This window comes from Escherichia sp. E.sYA108 (genome assembly GCF_011754335.1).
GTDB classification, from domain to species: Bacteria; Pseudomonadota; Gammaproteobacteria; order Enterobacterales; family Enterobacteriaceae; genus Escherichia; species Escherichia coli.
On the sequence record NZ_JAAQVZ010000001.1, the window covers coordinates 3,997,241 to 4,018,698 of the forward strand.

The 21,458-nt window shown below is 46.3% G+C and carries 21 protein-coding genes and 3 pseudogenes; 7 read left to right on the forward strand and 17 right to left on the reverse strand.

Annotation, left to right across the window (positions count from 1 at the left end; all coding sequences use genetic code 11):
- Position 1: 1 nt before the first annotated feature.
- From HBM92_RS19140 to HBM92_RS19155, 4 genes are all read right to left on the reverse strand, one after another.
- Positions 2–1,516, reverse strand: a complete 1,515-nt coding sequence (locus HBM92_RS19140) for an MFS transporter (RefSeq protein ID WP_000134160.1) — start codon at positions 1,514–1,516, stop codon at positions 2–4.
- Between the two features lie 365 nt (positions 1,517–1,881).
- The gene (locus HBM92_RS19145; protein WP_000497518.1) at positions 1,882–2,205 is read right to left on the reverse strand and encodes a cupin domain-containing protein; all 324 of its coding nucleotides are present in this window, start codon (positions 2,203–2,205) and stop codon (positions 1,882–1,884) included.
- 54 nt (positions 2,206–2,259) lie between these two features.
- Positions 2,260–3,060, reverse strand: a complete 801-nt coding sequence (locus HBM92_RS19150) for a gluconate 5-dehydrogenase (RefSeq protein ID WP_000345753.1) — start codon at positions 3,058–3,060, stop codon at positions 2,260–2,262.
- A 29-nt stretch (positions 3,061–3,089) separates the two neighbouring features.
- Positions 3,090–4,262: an oligogalacturonate lyase family protein gene (locus HBM92_RS19155; RefSeq protein ID WP_001051732.1), complete on the reverse strand. Its 1,173-nt coding sequence runs from the start codon at positions 4,260–4,262 to the stop codon at positions 3,090–3,092.
- Between the two features lie 241 nt (positions 4,263–4,503).
- Here HBM92_RS19155 and HBM92_RS19160 point away from each other — a divergent pair, with 241 nt between their 5' ends.
- Positions 4,504–5,142, forward strand: coding sequence for an RpiB/LacA/LacB family sugar-phosphate isomerase (locus tag HBM92_RS19160; protein ID WP_000684812.1), 639 nt, complete (start codon positions 4,504–4,506; stop codon positions 5,140–5,142).
- A 237-nt stretch (positions 5,143–5,379) separates the two neighbouring features.
- Here the strand turns inward: HBM92_RS19160 and HBM92_RS19165 are convergent, their stop codons facing one another.
- From HBM92_RS19165 to HBM92_RS19195, 7 genes and pseudogenes are all read right to left on the reverse strand, one after another.
- On the reverse strand, positions 5,380–5,577 hold the full coding sequence (locus tag HBM92_RS19165; protein WP_001305346.1) for a helix-turn-helix transcriptional regulator: 198 nt from the start codon (positions 5,575–5,577) through the stop codon (positions 5,380–5,382).
- A gap of 67 nt (positions 5,578–5,644) precedes the next feature.
- A pseudogene (locus HBM92_RS19170) lies at positions 5,645–5,915 on the reverse strand (hypothetical protein); the annotation flags it as partial.
- A 49-nt stretch (positions 5,916–5,964) separates the two neighbouring features.
- Positions 5,965–6,531 (reverse strand): inovirus-type Gp2 protein, encoded by a 567-nt coding sequence (locus HBM92_RS19175; RefSeq protein ID WP_000287897.1) that lies wholly within the window; start codon positions 6,529–6,531, stop codon positions 5,965–5,967.
- 471 nt (positions 6,532–7,002) lie between these two features.
- Positions 7,003–7,428 carry a putative zinc ribbon protein gene (locus HBM92_RS19180; protein WP_001013326.1) on the reverse strand — a complete coding sequence of 142 codons (426 nt, stop codon included), beginning with the start codon at positions 7,426–7,428 and terminating at the stop codon, positions 7,003–7,005.
- A complete protein-coding gene (locus HBM92_RS19185) occupies positions 7,425–7,808 on the reverse strand; it encodes a putative zinc ribbon protein (protein WP_000270955.1) in 384 nt (127 codons plus the stop codon). Before HBM92_RS19185 ends, HBM92_RS19180 begins: the two co-directional genes overlap by 4 nt.
- Before the next feature lie 371 nt (positions 7,809–8,179).
- Positions 8,180–8,779 carry an inovirus-type Gp2 protein gene (locus HBM92_RS19190; RefSeq protein ID WP_000860849.1) on the reverse strand — a complete coding sequence of 200 codons (600 nt, stop codon included), beginning with the start codon at positions 8,777–8,779 and terminating at the stop codon, positions 8,180–8,182.
- Positions 8,780–9,010: 231 nt separating this feature from the next.
- Positions 9,011–9,160: an Hha/YmoA family nucleoid-associated regulatory protein gene (locus HBM92_RS19195; protein WP_072146520.1), complete on the reverse strand. Its 150-nt coding sequence runs from the start codon at positions 9,158–9,160 to the stop codon at positions 9,011–9,013.
- A gap of 1,065 nt (positions 9,161–10,225) precedes the next feature.
- Here HBM92_RS19195 and HBM92_RS19200 point away from each other — a divergent pair.
- The 3 genes from HBM92_RS19200 to HBM92_RS19210 all read left to right on the forward strand — a co-directional run bounded on the left by HBM92_RS19200 (position 10,226) and on the right by HBM92_RS19210 (position 12,303).
- Positions 10,226–11,017: a hypothetical protein gene (locus HBM92_RS19200; protein ID WP_001367564.1), complete on the forward strand. Its 792-nt coding sequence runs from the start codon at positions 10,226–10,228 to the stop codon at positions 11,015–11,017.
- A gap of 383 nt (positions 11,018–11,400) precedes the next feature.
- Positions 11,401–11,607: a helix-turn-helix transcriptional regulator gene (locus tag HBM92_RS19205; RefSeq protein WP_001305352.1), complete on the forward strand. Its 207-nt coding sequence runs from the start codon at positions 11,401–11,403 to the stop codon at positions 11,605–11,607.
- Between the two features lie 87 nt (positions 11,608–11,694).
- Positions 11,695–12,303, forward strand: coding sequence for a hypothetical protein (locus HBM92_RS19210; RefSeq protein ID WP_000782654.1), 609 nt, complete (start codon positions 11,695–11,697; stop codon positions 12,301–12,303).
- Here HBM92_RS19210 and HBM92_RS25720 read toward each other — a convergent pair.
- Positions 12,206–12,406 carry a hypothetical protein gene (locus tag HBM92_RS25720; protein WP_011076196.1) on the reverse strand — a complete coding sequence of 67 codons (201 nt, stop codon included), beginning with the start codon at positions 12,404–12,406 and terminating at the stop codon, positions 12,206–12,208. The two genes, HBM92_RS19210 and HBM92_RS25720, sit on opposite strands and share 98 nt — an antisense overlap.
- Positions 12,407–12,783: 377 nt before the next feature.
- On the opposite strand from HBM92_RS25720, the pseudogene HBM92_RS25625 reads away from it, so the two are divergent.
- A pseudogene (locus HBM92_RS25625) lies at positions 12,784–12,918 on the forward strand (AAA family ATPase); the annotation flags it as partial.
- A gap of 1,181 nt (positions 12,919–14,099) precedes the next feature.
- Positions 14,100–14,311 (forward strand): annotated as a pseudogene (locus tag HBM92_RS25125) (hypothetical protein); the annotation flags it as partial.
- A 524-nt stretch (positions 14,312–14,835) separates the two neighbouring features.
- Here the strand turns inward: HBM92_RS25125 and HBM92_RS19215 are convergent.
- The 5 genes from HBM92_RS19215 to HBM92_RS19235 form a co-directional block, all read right to left on the reverse strand.
- On the reverse strand, positions 14,836–15,054 hold the full coding sequence (locus HBM92_RS19215; protein WP_072276226.1) for a hypothetical protein: 219 nt from the start codon (positions 15,052–15,054) through the stop codon (positions 14,836–14,838).
- A 92-nt stretch (positions 15,055–15,146) separates the two neighbouring features.
- Positions 15,147–15,914, reverse strand: coding sequence for an ABC transporter ATP-binding protein (locus HBM92_RS19220; RefSeq protein WP_000016205.1), 768 nt, complete (start codon positions 15,912–15,914; stop codon positions 15,147–15,149).
- A complete protein-coding gene (locus HBM92_RS19225; RefSeq protein WP_000217077.1) occupies positions 15,911–16,969 on the reverse strand; it encodes a FecCD family ABC transporter permease in 1,059 nt (352 codons plus the stop codon). Before HBM92_RS19225 ends, HBM92_RS19220 begins: the two co-directional genes overlap by 4 nt.
- 18 nt (positions 16,970–16,987) lie before the next feature.
- Positions 16,988–17,977: an ABC transporter substrate-binding protein gene (locus HBM92_RS19230; RefSeq protein WP_000778018.1), complete on the reverse strand. Its 990-nt coding sequence runs from the start codon at positions 17,975–17,977 to the stop codon at positions 16,988–16,990.
- A 10-nt stretch (positions 17,978–17,987) separates the two neighbouring features.
- Positions 17,988–20,153, reverse strand: coding sequence for a TonB-dependent receptor (locus HBM92_RS19235; protein ID WP_000856947.1), 2,166 nt, complete (start codon positions 20,151–20,153; stop codon positions 17,988–17,990).
- 482 nt (positions 20,154–20,635) lie between these two features.
- Here HBM92_RS19235 and HBM92_RS19240 point away from each other — a divergent pair, with 482 nt between their 5' ends.
- Positions 20,636–21,445 (forward strand): hypothetical protein, encoded by an 810-nt coding sequence (locus HBM92_RS19240; RefSeq protein WP_001305362.1) that lies wholly within the window; start codon positions 20,636–20,638, stop codon positions 21,443–21,445.
- The last annotated feature ends 13 nt before the right edge of the window (positions 21,446–21,458 follow it).

Below are 21,458 nucleotides of genomic sequence, written 5' to 3' on the forward strand. Positions count from 1 at the left end.
TCTAGAATGCCCCTGCTTTGTTTTCAAATTTAAAGCCAACATTGTTATTACCGAAGCACTGGTCATATTCATAACCAGTCAGTTGCTTAACAAGCTTACGAATTTCCGGTGTAGCATCTTCTTTTCTGCCACCTTTTTTCAGACGCTCTAATTCTTTAGTTATTTCGGCGTGAGATGCTTTATCTAATTTCATTTTTACAGAGAAATAGATACCTATTAACGCCATACCAGCCACACCAAATATCATGACGCCATTAATTGCATTTACTGCACTGGCTGATTGATGATGAATGCCTGACTCAAAACCAAACAGACTGAGGACAACCCCCAGACAAAATACTACAGTGGCTCTCATTAACTTACCGGCCATAACCATTGCACCAGCATAAAGACCTTCACGACGACGACCAGTTAAGACCTCATCAACATCGGCAAGGAATACATATACACTCCACGGAATGTAATATACCCCCCCCGTCCCCAGACCAAACCAGATAGTGATGCCAATAATGAGCCAGGTCAGATGGGGAATATTAAGATAGTACACACCAACATAACCAATCACTGAAGATACAACAATTAAGATAGCAATGATAAATGGGCGTTTAAATCCTCGTTTGGCACACCACATCATAAAGAATGCTGTAGAGAAGAACTGACAAATACTGCTTAATGAGTTCATCTCAGAAACAAATGTTCTCGGTTGTTCAAGGTTGAAAACAATGAAATAGGTAAATGTCGCTGTAAATAGCCATTCAGCGCCGAAACCAAATAGATACATACCAAGATGGGTTCTGAAGGTTTTTAGCTTAAAGGTTGAGAAAAGATCGGTAAAAAGTTTATTAAAGCCCTCCATAAAACCATGCGTTGATTCATCAACTACATCATCAGTTGGACGTTCCCAACTGTTGAAATAGAGCATTATTAATGAAGTGATCATAATAATAGCATAAGTTAAACCGGTCAGGAAAAATGGGGTGGCTGAATCTTTATTGAAGAAGTAAAAATAGATACCAGGAATAGCGGCTGCTAAGAAATTAGCTACTTTACCAAACATAGCTTTAGAACCTGTCAAATAGGTCCTTTGATTGAAATCCTTTGTCATTTCAACAGGTAAGGTATTATACGGTATCATAATCATAGTATATACCACTTCAAAAATGATATAAGTAGAAAGATAATACCAAAAACTCATACCATTTACCCAAAGCAATGGATAGATAATCATACATGGAATGGCAATTAATATGAAGAAGCGACGACGACCAAAGCGACGACCGAGTTTTGTCTGATAAAAATTATCCGTAATAAACCCCATTAGTGGATTCAGGATGACATCCAGATAAGTAGCAATGGAAAATATTACAGTGGCCTGAAAAACTGTCAATCCACAAAATGTAGTGTAGAAATAAAGTAACCATGCTCCACTAATAGCCAGAGCTCCACTGCCGATAAGATTTCCACTACCATATGAAAAACGAGTTATGGCTTTTATTCTTCTGTTTTCTTCAGTCATTTATGATACCTCTTCCACAACAAAAGTCCATTTCCATCTCCTGGAAAAGATGGAGTATATTATTGAAGTAACATTACACTGTTATTTATAAAGTAAATTTATAGAGTCTCACTGTATATGTGTTTTTCCTGAATTATTTAAATTAACTATATTGATACAACAATATGTTCACTCGACTTTATAGAATTCAACTAAATATCCGGATAATCAGATTCTATTATTTCTAAAATTTCCATTTAAAAGATAATATTTTTCAGATTAAAGCTGTCTATGGCAGAAAGAAAAACAATAGATAATTAGTTAACTATATCAATATGTAGCGCATTTTATGCGCTACCATTTTAGTTCATATTAATACTGGGTATTTACTTTAAAAAATCCTGACGTTGAGGTGTAAATATATCAAGCAAAACTCCTTTTTCTAGACATTTGCACCCGTGCACAATGTTGGGCTGCTTATATAAAGTATCACCAGTTTTTACTGTACGCACTTCATCGCCGATGGTAAATTCAAAAATACCTGATAAGACATACGTCAACTGTTCATGTTGGTGGTGATGTAAAGAGCCGATAGCCCCCTTAGAGAAATGGACCTCTACTGCCATCATATTGCCACCATGAGCCAAAACTTTTCTTTTGACCCCGTTGCCTAAATCTTCTATTGCTGTATCTTCATTAAATACAAACATCACCACCTCTCTGAAAATATTTAAAGTAGTACATACAGTTATGACTGAATATAACTAAGGCTGTTTGCCAATGTAGGCCAGAATGCCACCATCGACATATAAAATATGACCATTGATAAAGTTTGAAGCATCCGATGCTAAAAATATAGCTGCACCAGCAAGATCATCTGGTTTACCCCAGCGTCCAGCTGGCGTTTTTGATATAATAAACTGATCAAATGGATGGCGGCTGCCATCTGGTTGAATTTCACGTAACGGTGCTGTTTGAGGTGTAGCAATGTAGCCTGGACCAATACCATTACACTGAATATTTTTTTCACCAAACTCAGAACAGATATTTTTAGTCAGCATTTTTAAGCCGCCTTTTGCCGAAGCGTAGCCTACAACGGTTTCGCGACCCAATTCGCTCATCATGGAACAGATATTAATGATCTTGCCATGTCCTTTTTTAATCATTGAAGGCAATACCGCCTTAGCCATAATAAACTGACCTGTCAGATCAATATCTATTATTTTGCGATAATCAGCTGCTGTAGTTTCTAGCATAGGTTTACGCTGAATAATCCCTGCATTATTTACCAGAATATCAATAATGCCTACGTCACTCTCTATTTTTTTGATATTTTCCTTCACAGACTGTTCATCTGTAATATCAAATAAATAACCATGTGCGTTGATGTTGTTCTCTTTATATGCTGCCAGGCCTTTTTTAATGTTTTCTTCTATTACATCATTAAAAATGATCGTTGCACCAGCGTTACTTAGTGCTTTAGCGATCTCAAAACCAATACCATATGATGCTCCAGTGACTAAAGCATTTTTACCTTTAAGAGAGAACATATTGATGAAATCCATAAAAACTCCAATAGTGAAAAATTTGTCAGTTATTGCTGGGTTAAGATTTCCTCAGGAATTTTAGCCATATATAGTGCTGGTTCACCTTCGGCATCGCAAGAATATAAAACGTACTTATTATCTGGAGAAAATGATGGATGCGGGTGCGTTACCTGCCGGTCTCCTTTCTGTACCCTCCAGGAACTATTATGTTTCACCAATTTATGTATTTTTTTATTTTTACTGCTAAGAATGTAAATCCAGGGATCATTTTCAATTTTATAACTGCAGGTATCTTTAACATCAACCGGACTACCTGAACCATCACCAACATAGAGAATACCATTATGGTTACTCATTAAATGGGAACATGCCGGCATTTCCATCACTAATGAATCTTCATCAGTATCAGGATTATATTTGCGAATATAACGCTGTTGCTGTCCTTTCATATAGGAAACATAAGCCAGTGCAGATCCATCAGGGATCCAGAACTCGTGTGTACAACTTTCACCAAGTTGGTGCTCATGCACTTTACGCTCATTTGTCCCATCACGGTTAATCATCCACATTCTTGCATCCACCAGGTCATGGGGCCCTTCGTGGCAAAAGGCGATAGTATCGTTATTATTCGGACGAAAAATTGGATGCCCTAACCAAGTATTACGATCCAATATCACTTCAGCGTTTCCGGTTTCCAGATCAATCGTAATTAAACGGCATCGTGGATTCTTATGATAAAATTCCAGAAATATTTTCCAGTCGCTAAGCGGGGTCCAGTCAGTTTTACTGATTTCGATTCCGACGATTTCCGTACAATCAGTATTAGCAACCCATGTTCCGTACCCCACCCAATTATCCGGTACTGTGTATATGGTAACTTCTTCTAATGTGGTCAAATCAACACGCTGCAAATGTTTTTCATTCTTCACATAAAAAAGATAATTATCATCAGGGGACAGGAAGCCACCAAAGGTGTTATCTCCAGCTCCTTCAGTGAGTTGTTTCGCTGTCTGAGTTACCAAATCCATAAGATAATAATTCCGGTTACAATCAAACTCAGCAGCGAAAATCAATTTTTTACCATCATTTGTAAAACATTTTTGATAAAAATAATTGCGATGGCAAAGAATATCTGTTGGCGTTAATCGAATAACTTCGTTATTCGATTCACTATCGTAGAAAGATTCAAACTTCAACTTTTTAATATCACCCTTAGCCATATAATCTTATCCTTTATAAGAATGACAATACTTCATCATATCGTTTCTATCGTTTCGTTAGCATCCAATATAGCGTTCAAAAGTGCAGCAAACCGTGATCGAGAGCACACAACAATAAAAATGAAATGATGTTTTGAATTTTCAAATACAATGTTGCAAGTAATGTTTGTAATGTATTATCATATCGTTCATGTTGTTATGCTATGAAGTTTAACAGTATGATTTTAAATGAGGAATTCGTATGAAAATCGCATTGATGAATGAATTTAGCCAGGCATCTAAAAACGCAATAATTTTTAATGAGTTAGTTGCAGCAAGCGCACATCAAGGCCATACTATTTTCAATGTAGGAATGTGTGATGACAATGATCATCGTCTGACTTACGTTCATCTCGGCATTATTTCGGCTATCTTGTTAAACAGCAGATCTGTTGATTTCGTTATTACTGGCTGTGGTACAGGACAGGGGGCATTGATGGCACTGAACACATTCCCGGGAGTTACTTGTGGTTATTGCATCGAACCAACAGATGCCTACCTGTTTGCACAGGTAAATAATGGGAATGCACTGTCCTTGCCATTTGCAAAGGGTTTTGGCTGGGGGGCAGAATTAAACATGCGCTATATTTTTGAAAAAGCATTTGATGGCGAAAAGGGATTAGGCTATCCGGCAGAACGTCGTGAATCACAAAATGCGAATGCCATTATACTGAGTAATATGAAAGAAGCAGTTAGTAAGCCACTCATGGATGCTCTCCAGGCCATCGATCCGGAGTTACTTAAACAAGCTCTTGGTGGCGAAAAATTCCAGAAATGCTTCTTTAATAATAGTAAAGATAAAGAATTGGTTAATTACGTTAAAAATTTATTAGATAGATGAGTTATTATGAGAAGCCATATATAATAAATATGGCTTCTCTTTTATCTTCACAATTTATCTCAAATGTCGATATTACATAATCTGAGTATAAGTTTACTGTTGTAATGGAAATTAAACGTTTCAGCAGACCTTTCTTTTACCAAACAATATAGTTTTACCAGAGGTATACTAATCCTGAACAATACTGCAGCCCCCCCCCTTGATCACTCGATTCGTTGCTACATCCACTGCTCTACTTCACTTCCACTGCTCCACTTCTCTTTTGTACCAGCGGCTGCTGCGCCCCAGTTTGATGGGTTTAGGGAAATGGCCTTCACTGATCAACTTGTAAAACCATTTGTCAGTCATACCGGTGAAACTGGTGATATAGTTCATGTCGATCAGGGAATTATCGGCACGCAGAAATACGCTGTCGTGGCTTGTTGTAGTCAACACGGTCAGAATGTCCCCTGTGAGATTTATGAAGATTGTGCGAATGCGGGGAATCTGCTGAGCTGTGCTTTCAGAACTGGCCTGTTACGGGATACCAGGGATTACCGGCGAGGTAACGGGCTTCCGGATCATACACACCTCGATGATCGCGGACAAAATCACTGAACGCCCATATCACCTCTTTAAGTATGTCTTCGCAGTCCGGTAAATGACGATCCAGCGCCACATCCCGGGTGGTACTGCTTTGATGCGCCCGGTGACACAAAGCCCGGATTATTCCAGACATCCTGAATCAAACGCCCCAGATTAGGGGCGTCGAAATATGCCTCTCTGACCATTATATTCCGGCGTACAGGTAGCAGGTCAGAAGTGACAATGCGTCACCTGACGTTAAAAGTCACTACACCCAAGATGACGTTCAATGGTACCATGTGATTCAATGTAAGCCCGGGCCGTCTGTTCCAGTACACCAGGCTCAGCGTTGTATGTGTTAGCTGCATCAAATACCAACGACAGCACTTCAGGATACACAACCAGATGTGTAATGGAGTTATCTTCACCCAATACTTTTCCCCACGCCTGCTCAATCAGATTTCTGAGAACCACCACCTCACGACTCTTACACCAGACATCGTTATTAAGTAGCAGCACCATAAGATAAGGAGTGGTATCGTTAGCCACAGCTTCCCTACTCCAGAGATAATATAAAGGGGTGGGCTCAACAGATTGATCTTTACGTCGCTTACACTGCAAATATTCAGAAATGAGTCTATGCAGTTCACCAGTAAAATCAGCCATCAGAGAGGGAATGGCCTTATTAATACCCTGCCCTGGTATTAATTTAAATTGTAATAATTTAATTTCAGGATGTGTGGCTGCAGCCCGATACAGAGTTGCAAGGACACACTTTTGCCAGAGGGCGTTACAGGAAAGCTTAACATTTGATTCTGTATACATAATAAATCACCTTACAGTTACAACAGGTCAAAAACCGCTGTAGCCAGAGTTACGCTGGCCTGATGCTTTAGTACCGGGCATCGTCTGATAATCCAGACGCTCCAATAAGCGCTGATACTGCTCAGGGAAATCAGGATCATGAATATCCTGGATGTCACGTCCATTAGCAGGGAAATAAACAATGCAGCCCCCTGGATTAACTATGCAGAAATCGTCCTGAGGCACTGATAAATACGGAGAGGACTCTCGCGTATGGTTGGTTGACACCACAGTGCGGATTCGGCGAATCCGCGATCACGGTGCGATTTCGCACCACAGTACACAATCAATACCCCGGGTTTTATTCAGGTAAGCAGGACTGCGGATATCCGGTGTCGCGCCTTTGTGTCACGAACGGGGTGGGTGCGAAACACCAGATAAAATGCAGGTTCCGATACCTCTGAACGCCCTGAGCAGGTCGGGCATTTCGGATTAAGTACTCGCACCTCCGCAGTCCTGAAACAAGTCTGGCTGGTAGCTGTAAACAGACTTCGTACATACCGCTCTGCAATAAATCCCCGTACCACAGGCCTCACAGAATTTCTTCCCATGAAAAAACTGCTCACACATCATACAATGCCACTCCAGCACGACCGGTAATGGCGATAAAAACATCTCCATATCCTCAATGTAAGGGTGGGACTTTTCCGGATTCAGCACCACGCAGGCTGCCTTCTGTTGCTCGCTCAGGGCATATAAATCATGCTCAAACCATGCCCCCTGAGCATCTGTCTGCAAAATCAACCGGCCATGACAGGAAAGGCAGAAACACTGCCGGATATTTCTGCTGAGTGCAGAATCAGCACTGATTATGTGTTCACCCGGCGTGATCCCCAGCCCCGTTTTTATACCGTTCATTCTGCCACCCCCTCCTCACTGAAGTGCCCGGTATGGCAGTGCGTGCAGTACCGCTCCCCATAATAATCGTGATGACATTGTCTGCAGTGCCGGCTGGCTTTACGCACCACGGGTAAGGCATCCGGTACGAATTGCTGCAGACGCTTAATCAGTTGTATCTCCCTGCGTTCCGGTCTGACATAAGGGCACTGCTGACCGTGCTCCGTCAGCCCGTCGTCAGTGTGTTCAAACCAGGGACGCTCAGTGTCGTATTGCGGGTGGTATCTGAGCGCACTGCCGCAAAGGTGGCAAGTGTAGCGATCGTAAGGTGCAGTCTGTGCGGTACGGGCACCCGTCAGACGCCCATTGCCATCAAATGCAATAAAGGATTTTGCGTACATCGTCATATTCCTCAGCCGCCAGACGACACGCAGGCAACAGCTGTCCCGGTACGGGCAGTGTGGTCAGGGGGTGAATGGCGGTTCAGTTAAAATCTGGACTGGAGTTTGGGTAAAGCAGGCTGGTTGCTGTTACAGCACTGTGGTTGTCACACAATGGCCCACCGGCGTAAAAAACTGTCAGTAGGCAGGGATGGACATCGGGGGATGCGCTGTATCGGTTGCCGGAAGGAATGGTAAAGAATGTGCCATGGTTAAATCTCCGTATGGTTCATACGGAATAGCCATGTCGTAAAAAATGCGCAGAGTCCCTGAAGTGGCCTCCGGAACCGACCGTAACAATTAGCGCCAGCCCGTAGTTGTCGTTCAGGGTCTTACACCAGAGAATAAGTCTCCGGCAGGGTGCTGCCCAGTCGCGGTCGACCCCGGTTACTTTTTTCAGGAAGCCCGCTGCATTTCAGGATGATGCCACATTCTTTCTGTTCTCGTTTGGCCAGGTAGCTGAGGGCATAGCGTAAGGCATTCACCGCTTTGTGATCTGAATAGTGAATGACGTGGTTAATGTTTACCGGATAATTTTTATTAAACCGGCACCAGTGGTAGTAACCATCCCCCCCGGTAACCCGCCTCCAGATATCTCCCATCAATCTGGATACCAGATACGAACTCCTGTGGCTCTGACCGTTCAGATAGCCCACAAAATGAATGTGAAGCCCTTTACGTTCCGTATATTCCATTACCCAGGCATACCCGACCAGTTTCTCTCCCACTTCGTTAATCAGTCGCAGTATCTCCGCACACATGGCGTACCTGCAGGCACACCTGTAGCTGAGGGTGTTTTTTCGGTAAGCAAAATCCATTCTGAACGGTAACAGTTTCGAATATACCCCGAATAATGAATCCAGATGCTGGTTAAAGTGTGTCAGGAGCTGGGGATCCATTTCGTAACCGGGATTGGTGTTGTAAGTCTTCATGTTTCTTCCTCGTGTTCTGTAACACAGGAAGAAGCGCTGGCGTAATTTTTGAAGAAAACGTTATCACACGAAGACGTGCAGGTTCACAACTCCCCGGGCGCCACAGAGAAAGTGGGACCACACCCGGGTATCAGAACCATACAGAGAACGGCATACGTGACAGTCAATCACAGCGCAGATAATATCTGAAGTGATGTCATTGTGACGACTGTACTTCATCAGAAACATTTATCAGGTAACATATTTCCAGACTGAAGCGGGAACACGATCGTAAAGTTTGTTCATGGTCAGTTCTGCCAGCCGGTGATCGACCGCAGAGTTGAAGGCTTCCATCTCCTCTGGAGTAAGCTTATAACGCGCGTGGGAAATCACTTTTTCCAGTGAACAACAGTGGAACTACTCTGGTTTAAAATTCCATTACCCTCTCGTTATCTTGTACTGTGATTAACGTAATATCGTCATAATGGCCTGACGTTATCCCGAAAGCCTTTCCACTTCCCTGTTTCTCCGGTAAAAGATGTTTTTAATACTGAAGGCATAACGCCATAACCAGATATTACAATTAACGTAGCTTTCCGCAACGTACTACATGAGTAATAGAGGTACAGGGTTAAACAACACTCCGGAAGACTTTTTAATGACATGAGGCATACTCTTTTACGTATTACTACCAAAACTCATCAGGTGAGCTGCAGGAACAGATCATTAACAGTAATTCCTTAATCACCGTTATCCACAGTATCAACACTGGCGAAGTCATACTCTTAGCTATAAAGGTGATGACGGGTTCAGAATAGTTATTACACCATACAACAAAATACAGAAAACAACAGGAAAAATAACAGAAAAAAATAGCAGACATTACTTAACAAAGCACGTTACAGTCAGTGTGTGAACATTACAGATTTATATTCAGGTGTGGCGGGACTACATTACTGAAGAGAGAGTTAAGGGCAGAGTTACAAGTACTACTACAGAGAATATCGCTGCACAGGAATATTGTTCGATGAGACAGACTTCTGCAGGACTTGGTTACAAGGTGTATTTACGAGGTAGAATTACAGGATAGAATTACAAGGTACAATGACAGAGTTCATTTACACGGTAGAATTACATAAACATACTTCTATAAATAATACTAATTAACCTTTATTATTTTTTAATGGTACATGAACTGTTTTTAGCTGTAACGATAAACAAATCGCCCAAAACGAAAAATACTGGTTATCATTGCTCAGAAAACTCGTACGAGTGGCAGCTTCCCCCCTGAGCAATGCTTCATTTTCGGTGGTTCTGTGTGATAGAGTTATGCTGACTACAGTGGCAGTAACACTACTTTCCACCACACGAGGATAAAACCAGTCAAAAAATCAATTATATGAATTAAAAGTATTTTTTATGAAATGTTATGCATATCAACCAGTATGATTAACAGAAAATTTCATCATGACAACACGTATAACTTTCAATATGACCAGTGATGAGACGCTGCGAATTGTGGATGAGTACTGTCATACCCACAAACTTTCGCGCTCTAAGGTAATCGACGCATTACTCAGCGCCACAGCACCTGTCCTTAACGATATTAACTGTTATTATCAACTTGCAGGCAAACTGCAGTCACGCTTATTAAATGGAGTGTATCAACGGGATCTTCCTCACAAACGCAATGTCGTCAGTGCAGAGAAGTATTGTCTGGAGATCTGGGAAAACAAACTTTTCACCAAAAGAATCCTGGAGTTTGACAGTTCAAATGGTGTTCTGTACGCGCTGAAACATAAAAGACACTATCGCCGGGATAAGATGATTGGACGGGTTGAAAGCCGGCGTATCAAAGACATTTGCGAATACCAGATGCAACTGTCCGGGGAGAAGGCAAAATATGCCTGTTTTATTTATATTGAAAGAACAATATACAATCACGATAATCCATCCGGTGGGACACCTGTAAAAGCGGCTGTTGGTAATGCAGTCATCCTGCTGGCAAAAGACGTGATATATGACGAGTACTTTTTTGATCTGCGGCAGTCATTTTTCGTGAGCGTTAAAGATCTGATGGCCTCTGGCGCAAAAGGTATTCCGGAGACACAGAAATATCCGGACGTTTATTGCTGGATCCCGCTTTTCTCCATAAATTCCGGCGTGGTCATTACCCCGGTCTATAAAATTGATCCCCGGAAACCCGTAACGGTAAAAAAACCGGATCAGATCACTGTTGTTTGTAATTACAGAGAATAATCTCAGTCTTCTCCGCTCACCGCAACAGTGTTTACCTCGCTTTATCTTCCGTTCAGTAAATACAAACCTCCGCTCTGGCAGGTACAGGGCGTGGTTTATCTCCGGTACTCCCCTGCACAGTAATAATCATCACTGAAAATACTGATCCCGTCACGGCAAAACGCCATCCCATATTCCGGCAACACAAAATCATCTTCCGTTTATACCGGCTTCACTGACAAAACAGACAACCTGTATTGCCTGTACACAACAGTTTCTCTCCTGGCAGGAATATTCCCCTACTGATTTTTTACGTTTCTCCCCGGTTGTTATGCCGGTGAAGGTGGTGCGTTGTTTTCATCATCAACGCCGGCTGAGATTAACAACATCCGGAGGAGATTTTTATGACCACCCCAGTTTCGCTGATGGATGACCAGATGGTCGATATGACGTTTATCACTCAGCTGACCGGCCTGACCGATAAGTGGTTTTACAAGCTCATCAAGGATGGGGCCTTTCCGGCACCCATCAAACTCGGCCGCAGCTCCCGCTGGCTGAAAAGTGAAGTGGAAGCCTGGCTGCAGGCGCGTATTGCACAGTCCCGTCCGTAATTTTTAACCACTGGCCCTTCGCCCACAGCAGACGCAATCTCCGGCCTGCCGGCGGCACTCTGCTGCCTGTTATCCCCCGTGAGGAATATGAAAATGAAACCACAGTATCAGACCCGTTACGAGCTGCTCCACGAAAGCTACCAGAAATGGCTGACCGGCTTCACCCGGCACGCCGTATCCTGGGGCGTGTGTCATCCGAATATCCACTACTTCCAGAATCTGACGCCCGGGTGGGTGTCATTCAATGGTGAAAAACCGAAGATTGCCATCGTACCCCGGAGTCTGCACCGGCTGATTTATGGCTCTGACAAACGGGCCACGCCGCCCCTGGATGATGATCTGGTGGTGAACTTATGCACCAGCGAACATCTGCTGGTTCATCATCCGATGCTGGAAGGGATTCTGCTGTCTGAATGTGAACGTCTGAGGCAGCGTTCTCTGGCAAATAAACTGATCAGCCTCTTCCGTCAGTTTGGTGGCACGGAGTTGCGCCTCAAACTGGTCTGGCTTTGCTGGCTTGATTTAATGACCGGAAACAGCCTTGACGACTGGACGGAGAACCTGAAACGGAAATCAGAAAAAGAGCTGGGGGAATGGATCATCGACCGTCAGAAGCAGAACGCAGCACTGACGGATCTGATGGATCAGTACGTGCTCCTGGCATACCGCACAACGGTTGACGGTAACCGTAACTGATGCCGGTTGTTTCCGGAAGGTGCGGCAAAATACGGAAATGATGATACCCCCGGCCCTGCATGCTCACCTGCAGAGCGTGTTCGTCGTCATCATACTGAGCCATGACGGATGTCTTAAGGGCATCCTGTCATTGCTGAGCTGGCATGCTGCGGTACATGCCTCACCCTGGTGACAATAAGTACATGGCGACAGCACTCCCTGCACCGCAAAAGAGATGTACACGGCCGGATGTTATGGCTGAATGTTTCTTCGTCAGATATTCAGGAACAGTTGTAGTAACGAATTTTACCGATCTCTGTACACGGCCGGACGCCGTCAGTGTATACGGGCGGACGTTCCATGCTGCATGACTACATCCGGCCCGGATGTCAATGAGTCCGTCAGGAACGCTTCGCTTCGAAACCCGGCCTGGATACCAGCGCCGGCACGCCGGGAAGAAGTTGATATGGTGGTTGCCGGACAACAGCGCTCCTGGATTGACTGCTGCATCACTCAACCACGCTGAATATCAAAGGAGAGCGTTACCGATTAAAAGAGAAACGGAAAGCTGTGGTGATGACCCAAAACAACACGACAATCAGTGAGGATGGAATGGTGAAAATCAGACTGCATCAGTGTAGAAAATATACTGGCTGGCATGAAAATGGCCCGGCTCGTGGCGTTGACATATTCTCTCCTGAGCATCCTGAATGACTGCAGTTGCTGTGGAAAAGTAAGCAGTCTCCACCCACGGCACCACTTAACAGACATTCAGTAACTCACCCCAGACTTTCTATAACGCTTATCGGTGCACTGAAAACAGGAGAGTGCGCTTAAAACCGCAGACCGCATTGCGGGTGTTACTGCATGACAGCCTGGCGGTATTGTGAAATGTCGGCAGGAACCGATGTCTGCGCAGGGGGAACTTCCGTGATCGGGATAAGTGCAGAAGAAATCAGATCACGACGTAAACCTGCAGTGCCTGACGCTGCAAGTGGCATTAACCATGGGACGTTGCCGATCCCGGATTGCGGAAACAGGAGCACTATTTTCTGCCGCGGGGAGTACCTCTGGCAGTAAATCCGGCTCGCTCATCTGACCGTCTCTCTCCCGGAAAAGACCAGAAATGAGATCGTCACCTCAACAGCAGGGAAGATGTCTTGACAGACTGGTTATATTGCATACGATTTATGAAGAAAAAGACAGCAAATATGGAGGCTATAGCGGAGAACACCCTACGAAATTCCTGTGAAAAACGATTGAAAAAACGATCAGATTCGATTCGTTTTTATATGCTTTTTGGGCACGTGGCGATGACGAACTGTTGCATGTGCAGAGGAGAATGCACCCGGAAGCACCAGAATCATCCAGAAAGGCAGAACGATTACGCATCAAACCAGGAGACAGCAATATCAGGATAACATACTGATTTAAAATGAATTTACAGCAATACGTGAAAACATTTTTTACTTAAAGGAGACAGATGCGCTGAAGACAGTGCAGGTATTTTTATATAAAAATGAGAAGGTTACGGGATGTCTATCCAGCACACTATGACCGGAGAATATCAGTCAGGCTTAAAAAGACAATAAATACAGTGAGTTAAATACACAGAGAAAACGAAAACGTAGTATCAGAGGGTACATCTTACAACAGAGACTGAATTTCCGGTTTTTCATAACCGGCACATTCCGGAAAGAGCAGGCTAACCGGAGGCTTTCTGACACCAGTCCCTGGCAGTTTAATCTGTACATCATGTACGGATGTTTTGTTCGCATTTTTAAAATCGGCAAAAATGCGAGAAGAGCAGCTATATTGTGGATGAACTGAAAAGTGCCCGGGAGCAACAAAAAAGGCGTGATGAACGTGCTGATGGTTCCGTTCCGCTGAAACTGTCCGGAAAAATCCACAAACAGCCTGAAAGTATTGCCCGAAGTCGTGGTGCCCCCCAAAAAAACTGTTGAATGAAATGATTGAGCTGGCGTACCAGGATTTTGTGGCAAATGAGCAGCACAAGACTCGGAGTTAAAGACTGCAGGGCCCCGGTTACCAATTCTGCAGCATACACAACGAATGTATCCGGCTCTTACCTGTGAGGGGCACGAAAATTATACATTGAGCATGAGTGGATAATCCCGGGTGAGAGTCTCCCGTTTTACACTATTCACTAAAGGTGAGGCATATCATTCAGTCTCTCTGAATTCTTCATTTCAGTAACTTCAGCTACCTTCGTTTCATCTCCCCCACGAACCGGGGCCGCAGCTTGTTGTATCAATACCAAATTGTTGGTCATTACTGTCCTGTATCACTGGGCTGGCAAGTGAACTGAAATCCGCACCTTAATATTCTGACTGGCTGCGTACATTCATGGCATGAAGCGGCCGGAACGGCTGAGCTGAAGGTCCGTTGTGAGCGAACAGCGGACATTCACTACACATGGTTCAAACATGAACCGGAGCTTTATTGTCTAGCTGTCAGTGTACTGCGATTTACCCGCTCGGTTGTCCAGAAAATCGGTCTGAAATCCAGTCATTAAAGGGCCTTAGCCTGACATTAAGCAACTTGGTAGGCGGATAGATAATAGAAATAGGAATGCGCAGGTCTGTCATGTTGCCTAGAACGGTGACAAGCTGTCCGGTGCGAAATCATTCCGGCAGCGACAGGCTCATGTGTCAGCCCGACGCCCAGACCGTCAACGAGCATGTGGATCTGCGAGGCGTTATCGTTCGCAGCGATGTTAAAACGAACAATCTGCTCATCTTCTAGAAGCACAAGTGCTTTAATGACATTAAGGCGGTCTATATGTTGCATTACAGACTTCCTATTGATCTTTACCTGAGGCTGAAGCAACCACGTTAATCCGACTATTTTTCGATTGCACCATCCACTATCACCATCGATCTTCCCTGAGCACAACGTTCAACTCTCCCGCGTACGCCGTATACCTGCGCAAGGCTCTCTGCATGGATCACCGTTTGCGGGTCGCCGCTGTCGATAAGTTTCCCCTCTTTCAGCATGATGACCTGGGCGGCATGCCGCAGTGCGATATTGATATCGTGTAAGACGACCAGCGTAACCATATTGCGTCTTCGCGTTTCGCGCGATACAACATCCATCACATGGAACTGATAATTGAGATCCAGCGCGCTCAGTGGTTCATCCAGCAATAATAATGCGGGGCGGCGAATAAGCGACTGTGCAAGCCCCACCAGCTGCTTCTGACCGCCGGACAGGCTATCGAGGTAGTTCATTGCCAGATGTGCGATGCCTAGCTCTTCGAGCAGCGCTATAGCCTGCGCCTGATTTTGCCCGGCGCCGGAGGCGCGCTGGGCGACAACCACCGACTCCAGCACCTGTAAATGCACGCCCTGCGGCAGGGACTGCGGCAGGAACACAACTTTTTCAGCCCGACGAGCAAACGGCAGCGATAAGAGATTCTCTTCATTCAGCCAGGCTTCGCCACTGGCGCGATTTAGCCCGGCCAGGGCGCGCAGTAGCGTTGATTTACCGCAGCCATTAGGCCCCAGCAGTACAGTGACTTCGCCGCGCGGCAGCGTAGAAATCGACAGATGCTCAATAATCCGCCGTTTGCCGTAACCGGCGCACAGCGCATTAATCGTAAGCCCGCTCATGACATACTCCCTCGATGACGCATTACAATGCTCAGAAAGAACGGAACGCCTACCAGCGAGGTAACAATTCCTACCGGTAAAATGACACCGGGAATGATGTTCTTCGACGCTACCGAGGCCAGCGATAGCACCAGCCCACCGATAAGGATGCTTCCGGGCAAATAAAAGCGATGATCTTCTCCCAGCAACAGGCGGGAAATATGCGGTGCAACCAGGCCAATAAAGCCAATTGGCCCCACAAACGCAACCGAAAGGGCCGCCAGCAGGCTGATGCGCAGCAGGGAACCCAGGCGCAAACGGCGAACATCAATGCCAAAACTCATCGCCCGCTCTTCGCCGAGGCGTAGCGCGGTAAGCTGCCAGGCACGACGCAGCGACCAGGGTAAAACAATCGCCATCGCCGCCGCCAGCACCGCCAGTTTCTCCCATGATGCGCGAGCCAGGCTGCCCATCGTCCAGAACACCAGGCCCTGCAAAGTATCTTCATCGGCGACAAACTGCATAATGGACACCAGCGCATTGAAGGTAAACACCAGCGCAATCCCAAACAGCACAACGCCCGACGTCGGCACGCGCGTCCAGCGGGTCAGACTATCGAGCAGCAGGGCGGACAGGAGCGCAAAAAGAAAAGCGTTTGCCGGTATAAACCCGCTTTCGGGAACGCCGGGAATACCGATGCCCAGAACAATCGCCAGCGCTGCGCCAAAGGCCGCCGCCGACGAAACGCCAAGCGTAAACGGGCTGGCGAGGGAGTTATTCAGAATAGTTTGCATCTCTGCCCCGGCCAAACCCAGCGCCATTCCTACCAGGAGCGCCATCAGCGCATAGGGCAAACGGATGTCCCAAACGATAACCCGCATGCCGTTAGTCGCCCCGGACGGATGCATCAAAGTCTTTATCAGCGAATGTAAAGGGAGCCCTGAGGGGCCGAGGGTGAAATCGAGCAGCAGCGAAGCAATGATAGCGATAAAAATAACCGCCAGTATTACCAGACGCTGGCGAAAAAGCTGGCGATAGCGGTTCTCGACCGACAGCGTACTTTCCAATACAGTCATGGTTTTTCACAGCCTCCGTTAGCGCGGCGGATTGAGCACATCGCTCATCTGCGCATCGCTTAACGTCAGGCCAAAGAACTGCCGATAAAACTCACGCGTCTCTTTGCGTATATCCACATCAGCAAATCGCGCAGGATAAAGCGTTTTCGCCAGCCACAAAAATTGCAGCGCCTCTTCGCTGGTTTCACGGCACCACCAGAACATTCCTTTCGGATTAACGTAAACGCGATGATGAATGACCGCGTCCACGCTTGCCCACTGCGGAGAACTCAGAATGGCATCCGCGTCGCGCTTGTTCATCGCGATGATAACCGCCGGATTGGCAGTGACAATTTTCTCCAGCGCGACTTCACCCGAACGGTTTTGTTGATGCTCGCCAAACCAATTTTCAGCGATATTTTTGCCGCCGGCCAGGTCAATCCAGTCCTGGTTTAGCGAGGGTCTACCGGTGGTGGTCAGCGGATTGCCCATACTGTGATAGAGCGACACGCGCTGTGACGCAGGAAGATCTTTCAGGCGCCCGGTGACCAGGGCCACGTTGCGATCGAAGTAGCGTTGATAGGCGAGCGCTTTTTGCTGCGCATCGGGCCCCAGCACCGCTGCCGTTTGCTGTACGCGCTGCGTTAACGCCCGCAGTGAATTCGCCTCAAACGCCAGCACCTGCACCCCAGCCTGTTTCAGCAACGCCTGTTGAGGCACTACCATATTCTGCGGTACAAAAAGCATATCGACCCCCAGCGCGATAATCTGTTCGGGATTGATTTCATGCCCGCTGTTTACGCTAACTGCTGCGACTTTCTCTATGCGCGGCAGGCTCTGGCGAAACAGGGGGATCCTTTTTGCAATCATCGAGGTTCCGACAATGTTATCGCCGTACCCCAGCATGGCAATAATGGTATTTTGCGCCGGCCACGGTGACGCGATACGCACCTCCTTGTGCGTATTTTCTGCGTGCAGGCTGGCCGCCAGCAGCAGCGCCAGCAGCGGAAATAAACGGGAGAGTTTCATCATTTATCCATCAGAAATCGAAGGTGACGGATGCACGCACTTCGCGGCCGCCGCCGATAAACGCACTTGGGGAACCGTTATCGCCATCGGTACCCGATGGGAAGATAGAAGCCCAGTAATGTTTATCAAACACGTTGTTTACCACCACGCGGAAAGTGGTTGGGACGTTGCTCACTTTCGTGGTGTAACGCGTTCCCAAATCCCATGTGGTATAGCTGCTGGCGTAAGAGGTGTTGGTATCGTTCGCCGCGCGTTTGCCCGTATAATGGACGTTAGCGCTGTAAACCCATTCCGGTATGGACGGCAAACTGTATTCCGCCAACAGATTGGCCTGCACTTTCGGCACGCCGACAACCTGTTTATTGCTGGTTGAGGCATTCGCCGTATCTTTCAGTTTCGGGTCGAGGAAGGTCACGCCGCTGTAAATATTCAGCCCCTGCCACACATTCCCGGCAGCGGTTAACTCAAGGCCGTTGTTAACCTGGTTACCCTGCTCTTTATACACGTTATCCGTATCAAGATAGGCAAACGGACGTTCCAGTCGGAACAGCGCGGCGCCTAGATTCATCTCGCCGATGTCCGATTTTAGCCCCACTTCATACTGCTTGCTGCGATACGGGTTTAGCGTTTGACCGGCATTTTTTACGCTCTCATCCGTCGGTGCGGTACCGCCCTGCTCCAGCGAATCGGCATAGCTAACGTAGGCCATTGTGTTAGGGGTAATTTTATACATCAGCGCGGCGTTCGGACTTAAACCATTTTCATCAACCTGGTTCGTTTGATTACCGTGCTTATCGTAGTTTTTAGTCTGCAGCCAGCTCTGGCTGAGATAGAACATTGCCGACCACTGCGGCGTAAATGTCACCGTATCGCCGAGCGTAACGCTCTGCTGAGTATTTACGCTGGAGCGGTATCGCGGCCCGCCGGTGCGGATTTTGCCATCGCCCTGCTCATCTATCGCATCCGGGTGATACATATTTGTTGTACCCCAGCTATAGCTGGAACCTGTTCCTTTGGCACTATAAAGCGACCAGACATATCCCGTGGTAGAAAGTGACAGATCGTGGCCGATAGAGCCGGTATCAATATGACCATTCAGCCCGGCGGTGTTGCTCAGGACGCGAAAACGTCCGGCAGCGGTGGAATCCTTCATCGAACGAGAGATATCGCCCTGATTGTTGAGTATTTTACTGGAAACACTACGCATCGCGCGGTCAGCCTGCTGCCAGCCCACGCCAGCGTTCATGGACCAGTCGTCGTTAAAGTAGTGGATCAGGCGAGTGCTGATGGTATCGGTAGTGAGGTCGTTGCCCGCAGTGCTGAGCGCCAGATTTTTGTCCTTCGGATTCGGCGCAGACGGCAGTTTGACGTTCGGCCCATAGTTAAAGCTACCGACATAGCCTTTCTGGATAAATTCGTAATGGCTGGCGTCGAGCTGTAGCTGAGTGCCCGGCTGAATATTCCAGTCGAGCGCAACGGAAACGAGTTTGCGACGCAGCGTGCTGTCATCCACATTGCCTTCCCCTTCCTGATCAAGCAGGTTCACGCGATAGCCAAACCGTTTGTTTTCATCAAAATGGCCACCCAGATCGGCATGGCCGGTAAACGCACTGCGGCTTTGATAGCCCAGCGTCACTTTACGCAGCGTCTCTTCGGTTGGGCGCTTCGCCACGAAATTAAACTGCCCTGCTGGGCTCGCCGGGCCGTACAGCGCGCCGGTCAAACTGTTAAGCACATCCATGCGCTCAAGCATTTCCACCGGAAACGCGGTTGTTGAAACGATATTCAGCCCGTCCAGACGGCTGTTGGCCACCACGCTGCCCTGCATCCCCCGACTTTGCGGACGCCCGACATCCATTCCACCGCGCGCCTGCATTTGCGTACTGGGAGAGTATTTCAGCATCTCGCTGACGCTTTGCGCCTGCTGATTTTCAATCATCTCTTTAGTTACAGTGGTGCTGGAATATGGTGTTTCGATCCAGGATTTCGTTCCCAGCGGGCCGACATCTATATCGTTCGTTTTGAAACCGGCACCGGCGGCAGAATCGGTGGTGTCGGCGGCGGTGTTGCCCGTGACAATCATTTCATCTTCAGAAGTAGACGAGGCATGAGCATGAAGCGGTATGAAAGACGCTAATGCTGGCAAAAGCGCAGCGAAAGTTATTTGAGTTTTCATGAATCACTGATCGTTATGTAAATATTTATATTACGATCGGTGCATAGGCAAAATTATGATCCAGATCACACGTGAATGTAAGTTATTTACAAATTACGCTAACCTTCTGTCTCCGCTCTTTGCAGCATAAAAGTATGGCGGCGCGTTGTTGAAAGCAGGAGCGGCCGGGTTGTCAGAAAGCTGGTTTGGACGCAAGTAATATATAACAACTCTGATTACCGCATACTGTCAGGACAGTATCTACTTGAGCGTCCGCCTTTGGCACAGAGCGGACGATATCACTGAGCTGAAGGTCCGCTGAGAGCGAGGAGCGGAAGTAAGCATGTATCTGCTAATGCGAAAAATCACTAACGAAACATTGGATCCCCATTGTTGCCGATCTTTAGTGGCGTTCAAGATTAGCCCCAATCCTGATTATCATTTGATTACACTGACTGAAATGATATAAAACCTAATTATCTGATATTTGTAGGGGTTTAGTAATGTCACTTCCTGTTCCTTTTGGTGCAATTGTTACAGTAGTGAAGAAATGCTGGTCTACTCTTACCCAGATAATGCTGATAAAAACTTATCAACTCTCACATGAGCGCTGGGCAGTGAGACACAGGCTAGGGGCGAGCTGGCATTCCTTAGGGAATTATTTGGAGTACAGTCTACGATTTGCTCAGTTGACAGATAAAGAACCTCGTTGTTCACGTATTGCTTTCAGAAGCAAAGAGGAACGACTGCAACAAGTTGAACTTGTTTTTGAAGCCATTGGCAGTGGCTTACGCTACCAAGAAACACTATGCATTCATGATGTAAATAACTCACCGATAATATTAACGCTTTCAAATATTCCTACACTTGATGTACTTATTCTAGATGATGGATTCGCATTTACGGTTGAACAGTACCAGTTAAAATATTGCACGATAAAATTAATGACTGGTGAAAGTATATCTATTGACAATTCGCCCAAATATTCGCTAATGCAAAACTGGTGTCTCAATGATACATGGAAACGGCGTTGGGGTATCATCTGGAACTGTAATGCAATTGAATGTGCCCGAAGGCGTATTGCTGAATATTGGAAATGGGGCTTTTGTCTGCCGTTAGTGGGACGCCCCCCGTTATATTCACCATCGCGAAAAGGTATTCATCTGTTTGAAGCAAAACCGTTACGCTGGTTTATGACACGCCCATGGTGTCTGAATATCCAGTTTTGGACGGCAATTTGGTCAGGACTGTTTATTCTCAGCGATGAGAATGTCTTGCAATGGCGCTGGAAAGAGCCACCACAACAAGACTAACTTTCACGAAGGC